The organism is Aeromonas sp. 62-46, assembly GCF_001898585.1.
GTDB classification, from domain to species: Bacteria; Pseudomonadota; Gammaproteobacteria; order Enterobacterales; family Aeromonadaceae; genus Aeromonas; species Aeromonas caviae.
Genome location: NZ_MKUI01000004.1, coordinates 180,782 through 189,071, shown reverse-complemented (window position 1 = coordinate 189,071; position 8,290 = coordinate 180,782). Strand labels below are relative to the sequence as shown.

Sequence of the window (8,290 nt, the reverse complement as noted above, 5' to 3'; positions counted from 1 at the left end):
GATCCCTTTGGCCGCTCGGGAACCCCTCCCCAAGTGCGAGGCGCATACTAACAGATCTGTCGCGCTTGTGAACCCCTCTTCCGGGATTTTTAATGCTTAAAGGATCGGGTTGATGGCCGATAAGCAATGAAACCTTCATTTCCAAGATTTATCTCATGCTGCCCAGTGCGATTCGTGACCGCTTGCTCGTGGATGAGGCCCAGTTGGGCCAACGGCTCAACCAGGATCTCCGTGCGGGGGACCGTGCCGACTTCAGGCTGCACCTGGCGCTGCTGACCGATGCGGTGGAAGAGCAGCCCTGGTTTGATGCCCCGCCCAAGCCTGTGTCGGGTGAGCTGGATTGGCGCTCCCGTTTCGGTCTGATGCCCCGGGCGTCCCTGCAAGGCGGGGTGGAAGAGAGCGATGCCACCAGCCTCAACGAGCGTCTGCAACAGGGCGGGTGCATGACGGATGTGAGACTCTGGCTGGCGCTGCGCTCCCCGCCACTGGTGAGCCGAACGCCCGCGCTGGATCCCGCGGTGTACGACAACCTCTCGGCACTGGGTCGCGAGCGCTGGCAGGCCCGACCTATGGGCGCTGACCCCAGGGAGGAGGCTCCGCTGATGATGCTGCCGCTGCTCGATGAGCTTGCGCAAGGGGTGGATGCCAGGCTGCGCTGGCTGGGGTGACGGCACGGTAGAATGCAAAAAGGCGGGATAACCCGCCTTTTGCTTTATGAGTGGTGAACCTTGTCAGGCGTCTGCTTCGTCCGGTTGGGGCACTTCCTTGCCGGCGGCACGACGGGCGATGGGTTTTTCCGTGTGACGGTTGAGCTGGCGTTCCAGCTTCTGGCCCAGGTCCGTGATGGCAGCATAGAGATCCTCGTGCTCTGCCTGCGCAAACAGTTTGCCGTTGGGAATGCCGATAGTGGCTTCGACGATATACATCAAACGCTCTTTGGAGATGATCACATGGGGTGTGATAAGAGGCACCTGAAGACGCTCGAGCTTTTCAAAACGGGATTCAATGCGCTCGCGGATGGCTGGGGTGATGTCGATGATTTTACTGGTCATTTCGATTTTCATAATGGCCCCCTTCGGGTCGTCTTGCTTGTGTCTTCACCTCCAGATTACCCATGTCGCCAAATCAAAATGTGATCTGTGTCACGAAAAATCCCCTTGGGAATCCCGCTGTCCATAAATTGTGAGCTTTTCCCGTTTCATGCCAAAAACCGCTTGAGCTCAGTGAAACAGGCAGGCAGTATCAGCAAATAGGATCGTTTCTGTCCCCCCTCGGCAGCGCCTTGTGTCGACCCGATGTTTGGTTTTTGCCGCATAGTCTCGAATTTTCTCCACCCACATCGCCTCATCGCATCGCAAAATCATTGCCATGCGCCGGTGGAGATATGCGCGCAAACGGATATGCTTTTCTGCAGGAGTCGGGGTGGATAACGTGGTTGTAGTGGTTGGAGTCGTAGATGAAGCAGCAAGCCACCCAGATGATGTGGTTTTATGATCGGCAGCATGGGCAATGGAGCCTGTCTGATCATGTCTCTTGTGAACCCTGGGCAGGGGAGGGAGCCCACCCCTGGGCCACCCAACTTGAGCGGGAAGATGAAGCGGGTTTCGCCGATTTTCTTGCAAGGCTCCACGATTCCGGCCAGCCTGGCCAGTTCATCGGCCACCTGCGCGATGAGGACGGCAAGGTACACCATGCGCTCTGGTACGGTCAGTATGTGCCTGCACAGGGGCTCTGTTGTGGCTGGCTTGCCCCCCTCGAAATGATGCATCGCGAGATGGATCGCGCCGACTCCCCCGCAGGCGTGACACCGCCGCTTCCCATGTTACAAGCCCCCTTGCTGGCCAAGCTGGCGCAGGCGCTCTCCGCCAAGACGGGGCTCGATTTTTGCCAGACCCTGGTCAACGAGCTGGCCCATATCCTGGGAGCCACTGCCGTCTGGCTGACGGAGCGGGTCGGTCTCGACAGGCTCAGGGTGCTGGCGAGCCACGGCATCGACGTCAAGGAGTATGCTCTCTGTGACATGCCCTGCCAGCAGCTCTATCGCCAGGGGGCCTCCTGCGCGGTCCCCGTGAGTGAACCCCTGACCGGGTATCCCGACCTGCCCCCGGGCCAGCACTATTACGCCCAGCCGCTGCTCGATCGCAACGGTCAGATCCTGGGCCATCTCGCCCTGCTGTTCCCGAGCCAGACCCGGACCACGGATCTGGACTCCGTCCTGACCATCTTCTCGGTGCGCATGGTGGCCGAGCTGGAGCGCCTGCAGAGCGATGCCCTGATGCGGCTGTCTGCGGTGGCCTTTGAAACTCACGAAGGGATCATCATCACGGATCCCGAGTTCAAGATCCTGCGGGTCAATTACGCCTTCAGCCAGATCACCGGCTTTGACAACCAGGGGGTGATTGGTCTGCACCTTGGCAACGATCTCTGGTCGGGGCTGGGAGGGTTGGGTTACGAGCTCAACGCCCTGGATCGCTGGCAGGGGGAAACCCTGCGCCTGCACGCCGACGGTCACGCCTATCCCCAGTGGGAGATCGTCACGCCGGTGCAGGATGAAAAGGGGGGGATCAGCCACTATGTCATCTTCTTCGAGGATATTTCAGAGCGCAAGGCGGCGGAGCGCCGCATCCAGGATCTCGCCTTCTATGACGAGCTGACCGGTCTGCCCAATCGCCGTCAGCTGCACGAAACCCTGACCCAGGCGTTCACCGATGCAAATCGCAGTCACCTCATCGGGGCCCTGCTGTTCATCGATCTCGACCACTTCAAGACCATCAATGATTCCCTGGGTCACGCCACCGGCGACTGGCTGCTCAAGGAGGTGGCCAGCCGTCTCAAGCGGCTGGTGCGCCAGGGGGATTGTCTGGCCCGTCTCGGCGGCGACGAGTTCGTGTTGTTGCTGCCAGCGCTCTCCATCAGCCCGCCCCAGGCGGAGATGCAGGCCGACCTCATCGCGGAGCGGCTCATCGGGGAGATCGCCGCCCCCTATGATTTCAGAGGTCAGGTGCTGCACATCGGCGCCAGTGTCGGCATCACCCTCTTCCCCGGTCGGGAGCAGGAGGCGGGGGATCTGCTCAAGCAGGCTGACACCGCCATGTATCAGGCGAAATCGGCGGGCCGCAAGACCCGGCGCTTCTTCGATGCCTCCATGCAGTTGCAGGCCGACAGGCGTCTGCACATTCACAACGAGCTGCGCAGTGCCCTCGACAATGGGGAGCTGACTCTCCACTACCAGCCCCAGCATATGGTGGCGGGGGGGGAGATCATCGGTGTCGAGGCACTGATCCGCTGGCAACCCCCCGGGCGTGCCCTGGTGTCGCCTGCCGAGTTCATCCCCATTGCCGAGGAGACGGATCTCATTGTCGACATCGGCAACTGGGTATTGCACGAAGCCTGTACCCAGTACGTCTCCTGGGAGGAGAACGGGACCCACGTCCCCCAGCTGTCGGTCAACGTGAGCGCCAAACAGTTCCATGCTCCCGACTTCGTCGATCGCATTCACGACGTGCTGGCTGCCACCGGCATGGATCCCGCCTGCCTCAACCTGGAGATCACCGAGTCGGTGGTGCTGGGTCATGCGGAAGACACCATCAGCAAGATGGCGGAACTCAAGACCCTGGGCATCAGCTTTGCCATCGACGACTTCGGGGCGGGGTACTCTTCCCTGAGCTACCTCAAGCGGCTGCCGGCTGACGAGCTCAAGATCGACCGCTCTTTCATCCAGGACATTCCCAAGGATGGTGACAACATGGCCATCGTCGAGGCCGTGATCGCCATGGCCCGCCACATGGGGTTCAACGTGACGGCGGAGGGGGTGGAGTCCCGCCAGCAACTGGAGTTTCTGCAGGCACAGGGCTGCCATTTCTTCCAGGGATACCTCGCCTCCAAGCCGCTTCCTGTTCCCTACCTTGAACGCTATGTCAGCCGCCAGGTACGCGGTGATCGCCCCGTCTGCACCGATAAAAATAGTGTGGCGTAGCCCCCGTGCTTAGCGGGTAGAATGAAGGTATGTCACCACCGCACTTTGGCGGTGGTTATGTCTTCAAGGGGAGAATGCCATTCGTGAAAGTCGTGCAGGGAATCATCTTGTCTGCGCTCTGGATGCCGGGGCTGTTGGCTCCTGCCTTCGCGCAGACCATGGAGCAGTCTCTCTATCGCCAGGCCCATGAGGCCGTGCGTGCCAATGATCAGGTCAAATTCAGCCAGCTTCGGGCACGCCTGATCCACTATCCGCTGTTGCCCTATCTGGATTACTACCAGCTTGCGTTCCGTCCCGGGGCGGCAGACTACAACGATGTGACCCGCTTCATCCGCCAGCACGGGGACACCCCCCAGTCCAACCGGCTCGAGCGCAGCTATCTCACCTATCTTGCCCAGAGCCAGCAGTGGTCCCAGTTCCTGCGCTTCTATCCGGCCAAGCCAAGCTCCACCGATCTGCTCTGTCAGCACTATCAGGCCCGCTACTACACGGGGCACCAGAGTGAAGCCCTGCAGGATGCAGGCAAGCTTTGGTTGAGCGGCCAATCCAGGCCCGATGCCTGCGATCCCCTGTTCCAGCTCTGGCAGCAGGCAGGTCTGCGCACCCAGGAGAAGATCTGGGAGCGCATGAACCTGGCTTTCGAGGCCCAGAACCCCAACCTCATTCGCCACCTCGGGGCCCAGCTCGGCAGCGGCATGAAGGGGTATGGCGATCAGATGATCGCCCTGTATGACCAACCCGTGCGGGCGATGAATCCGGCCAACTTCACGGCGGCGCCCCCGTCGCGCCATCTGCTCTCCCTGGGACTGGCCCGCTACGCCAATCAGGAGCCCGACGCGGTTCTGCGCCAGCTGGGGGAGATGACCCGTCGCTTCGGCCTGAACCATGCCGAGGTGAATCGGGTGGAGAAGGCGGCCGCCCGCCGCCTGTTGCTGGACCGATCTTCTGACCAGCGCGCCTGGCTGGATATGGCTCTGGTGCGGCTCAAGGATCCGGAGCTGGTGGAGCTGCGGGCCCGTCTTGCCATCTGGGAGCAGGATTGGCGCGGCCTCGAAGGCTGGGTCAAGCGGATGCCCATGGGGCTGCAAAAAGAGGATCGCTGGCGTTACTGGATGGCGCGTTCGCTGGAGAAACAGGGGCGGCAGAAACCGGCGCGGGACCTCTATCTCGAGACTGCAAACCTGCGCGGCTTCTACGGCTTCATGGCGGCCCAGCGCACCGGTGTGCCCTATCGCATGAAGAACCAGAGCGTGGCGCACAAGGTGCCGGACTGGCAAAGTGCCAGCCGCCGCTGGCCCTTCCTGCTGCGGGTGCGTGAACTGCTGGCGATGAACGAGATCACGGCGGCCCGCTCTGAGTGGATCCACAACATGGATCGCAACAGCGTTGCCCAGCGCCTGGAGTTTGGCCACATCGCCCTCAACCAGGGCTGGCACGAGCTGGCGATCCTCTCCAGCATCCGTGCCGAGGCCTGGGATGCGCTGGACCTGCGCTTCCCGCTGCCCCTCAAGCGCACCTTCTCCCAGATGGCACAAGAGCGCACCATGAACACCAGTCTGCTCTACGCCATCTCCCGTCAGGAGAGCGCACTCTATCCCCTGGCCCAGTCACCAGTCGGGGCGAGGGGGTTGATGCAGCTGATGCCTGCCACCGCGAAAGAGACGGCCGGCAAGCTTGGGGTGCCCTATCGCAACGAGCAGCAACTGTTCGACCCGGCCATGAACATTCGTCTTGGCAGCGCCTACCTCAAGCGCCTGCTGGATGTGTATGACGGCAACCGGATCCTGGCGGCGGCGGCCTACAATGCGGGTCCTGGCCGGGTCAAGCGCTGGCGCGAGCAGAGCGACAACAAGCCGATGGATGTCTGGGTGGAGAGCATCCCCTATCGGGAGACGCGCAACTATGTCCAGAACGTGCTCTCTTTCGATCTCATCTATCAACACAAGCTGCAGCAGCCCTTGCGTTTCATGTCGGAACGCGAGCTGAATCACGCCTATTGAGTTCGGGGGCAGTCGTTGTCGCGGCTGCCTCCCATTCTTGCCCCAGAATGGTTATCATCCCTTAAGCTTTGTTACAAAAGGAAACCTGCCAGGTGATCGGGCGCCGCGTCTTGGTCTGTCAGGTTCGATACAATGCCCGATCATCACTGACAGGCTTTTCCAACAAAGGAATCGAGAGTGGCAACGATCAAAGATGTGTCTCAGCTGGCGAATGTCTCCATTTCGACAGTGTCTCGAGTGATCAACAACACGGCGCAGGTGGCGCCCGAGAAGCGCGAGGCTGTCCTCGCGGCCATGAAGGAACTCAGCTTTCGTCCAAACAGCTTCGCCCAGGCCCTGGTGAGCAAACGCTCCAACTGTATCGGTGTGCTGGTGGGGGATCTGTGTGGCGGCCCCTTCTTCGCCCAGATGATGCGCGGCATCGAAAGCATGGTCGACAAGGCGAACAAGTTCACCATCGTGGTGTCCGGAAACCACGACGCGACCCGTGAGCGGCACGCCATCCAGGCGCTGCTGCAGCGCCAGTGCGATGCCCTGATCCTGCACAGCAAGGCGCTGCCTGACGAAGAGCTCAGCGAGCTGGCGTCGGGCACGACCCCCATCGTCTTCATCAACCGTCAGGTGCCAGGCTGCGAGGATCGCTGCGTCTGGCTGGACAACCAGGCCGGCATCACCACGGCTTGCCAGCATCTGCTGGACGCGGGACATCGCAAGATTGCCTTCGTCACCTCCGATGACGAGGAGTTTGTGGATGGTCAGCAGCGGATGGCCGGCTATCGCTTCGCCCTGCAACGGGCAGGTATCGAGCTGGATCCTGCCCTCATCGGCCGTGCCTATGCCGATGAAAAAGGTGGCTATGTGGCCATGAGCGAGCTGCTGGCGCGCGGCGTCGAGTTCAGCGCTGTGCTTGGTTTCAACGATGCCATGGTGGCGGGGGCCATCTCCTGTCTGCTGGAGCGGGGTTACAAGATCCCCCAGCAGGTCTCTGTGGTCGGTTTTGATGACATCCCCTATGCCCGATACATCTATCCCAAGCTCACCACGGTACGTTACCCCATCGAGGAGATGGGAGAGCGTGCCGCTGAGCTGGCCCTGAGGCTGCTGGATCACAAGCCGGTAGAGGGGCTGGCGCTCAAATTCGAAGCCGAACTGGTACGGCGGGAATCTGTGGCCTGAGTCATGAAGTTGGCCCCGTGCGGGTCGACTTTTTTGCAAAACAGTGAAAGCGCTTTCAGAAATCCTTTTCAACTGTGATCCGCTTCAAAGCTTTTTGACCGCGCTGCCACTAGGATAGGCCCACGAATTAGGAGCGTGCGCTCCCGATTTTCCCGCTGTGGGAGGTAACCGGTTAATCCGGCTATTTCCTTCGTTACTTTCGACGGTCATCATTGGATGGCCGTTTTTTTTTGTCAGGATCCGGGTATGACGAACGAATTTGAGTATCAGACGGGTATCGTGGGCGCCGGCTGGCTGGGGTTGCCCCTGGCCAGGGCATTGCAAGAGCAGGGGCAATCTGTCGCGGTGACGGTCAGTACGGCCGAAAAGGCTGAACGGCTGCGGGGGGAGGGTATTGCCGCCTGGCCGCTGTTGCTTACCCCTGACATGGGATCACTGCCTTTTCGCTGTCATGACCTGGTGATCTGTGTGCCCCCCAGCAAGACCGGTGATTACCCGGCGTCCGTGGCCAGCCTGTGTCGACAGGCGAGGGAGGCGGGTGTTCAGAGGGTTCTGTTTATCAGCGCGACTTCGGTCTGGGGGGCCGGACAGGGGGAGGAGGATACGCCCGCTCCAGCCCATGACAGAGGCTCGCGTATGCGGGCGGCCGAGCTTGCCGTGCTGGAAGGGCATGTTGACTGCGCCATGATCTTGCGCCCGGCCGGACTCTATGGTCCTGACCGTCACCCCGGCCGTTTTCTGGCGGGCAAGACGCTGGCCGGGGGAGGCCAGGCTGTGAACCTGGTGCATCTGGACGACGTGGTGGCCGCCTGTGAGCTGATGCTGGCCCGGGGGCAGGATGGGGATGCCTACAATCTGAGTGCCCCCGTTCACCCGCGCCGGGAGCAGCTCTACCCCTTCGCGAGCCGCCTGCTCGGGCTGGTGCCGCCGCAGTTCGTTGAGCCGGCGGGGGAGTTTGCTCCCATCGAAGGTCAGCGCATCTGCCAGCAGCTTGGTTTCGTCTATCGCTGGCCGGATCCGGCCCACTGGTTTGCGGACGGGGCGGCCTTGAAGGGTTGAACGGGTCGTCGCCATCCGGGCCCCGGAGTCGGTCATCTGGCGTGCAAACCAGATACGGCGCGCGCTCCGGGACAATTGA

At 61.5% G+C, this 8,290-nt stretch carries 6 protein-coding genes; 5 read left to right on the top strand and 1 reads right to left on the bottom strand.

All coding sequences use genetic code 11. The features are described from left to right. The first annotated feature begins 155 nt into the window (after positions 1-155). Positions 156-668, top strand: a complete 513-nt coding sequence (locus BGO64_RS01890) for a VC2046/SO_2500 family protein (RefSeq protein WP_286700076.1) — start codon at positions 156-158, stop codon at positions 666-668. A gap of 63 nt (positions 669-731) precedes the next feature. Here the strand turns inward: BGO64_RS01890 and hpf are convergent, their stop codons facing one another. Further along, positions 732-1,064, bottom strand: a complete 333-nt coding sequence (hpf, locus tag BGO64_RS01885) for a ribosome hibernation-promoting factor, HPF/YfiA family (protein ID WP_010674126.1) — start codon at positions 1,062-1,064, stop codon at positions 732-734. Positions 1,065-1,456: 392 nt separating this feature from the next. On the opposite strand from hpf, the gene BGO64_RS01880 reads away from it, so the two are divergent. The 4 genes from BGO64_RS01880 (at position 1,457) to BGO64_RS01865 (ending at position 8,211) form a co-directional block, all read left to right on the top strand. Then, positions 1,457-3,976 (top strand): bifunctional diguanylate cyclase/phosphodiesterase, encoded by a 2,520-nt coding sequence (locus BGO64_RS01880; protein ID WP_286700075.1) that lies wholly within the window; start codon positions 1,457-1,459, stop codon positions 3,974-3,976. A gap of 83 nt (positions 3,977-4,059) precedes the next feature. Then, positions 4,060-5,976: a transglycosylase SLT domain-containing protein gene (locus BGO64_RS01875; RefSeq protein WP_286700080.1), complete on the top strand. Its 1,917-nt coding sequence runs from the start codon at positions 4,060-4,062 to the stop codon at positions 5,974-5,976. A 177-nt stretch (positions 5,977-6,153) separates the two neighbouring features. Further along, a complete protein-coding gene (locus tag BGO64_RS01870) occupies positions 6,154-7,152 on the top strand; it encodes a LacI family DNA-binding transcriptional regulator (protein WP_039038828.1) in 999 nt (332 codons plus the stop codon). A 246-nt stretch (positions 7,153-7,398) separates the two neighbouring features. After that, positions 7,399-8,211, top strand: coding sequence for an NAD-dependent epimerase/dehydratase family protein (locus BGO64_RS01865; RefSeq protein ID WP_167824911.1), 813 nt, complete (start codon positions 7,399-7,401; stop codon positions 8,209-8,211). The last annotated feature ends 79 nt before the right edge of the window (positions 8,212-8,290 follow it).

What these genes read in the sequence shown, in the direction of transcription:
- BGO64_RS01890 (WP_286700076.1), top strand. Translation starts at nt 156, where the DNA reads ATGCTGCCCAGTGCGATTCGTGACCGCTTGCTCGTGGATGAGGCCCAG.
- hpf (WP_010674126.1), bottom strand. Translation starts at nt 1,064, where the DNA reads ATGAAAATCGAAATGACCAGTAAAATCATCGACATCACCCCAGCCATC.
- BGO64_RS01880 (WP_286700075.1), top strand. Translation starts at nt 1,457, where the DNA reads ATGAAGCAGCAAGCCACCCAGATGATGTGGTTTTATGATCGGCAGCAT.
- BGO64_RS01865 (WP_167824911.1), top strand. Translation starts at nt 7,399, where the DNA reads ATGACGAACGAATTTGAGTATCAGACGGGTATCGTGGGCGCCGGCTGG.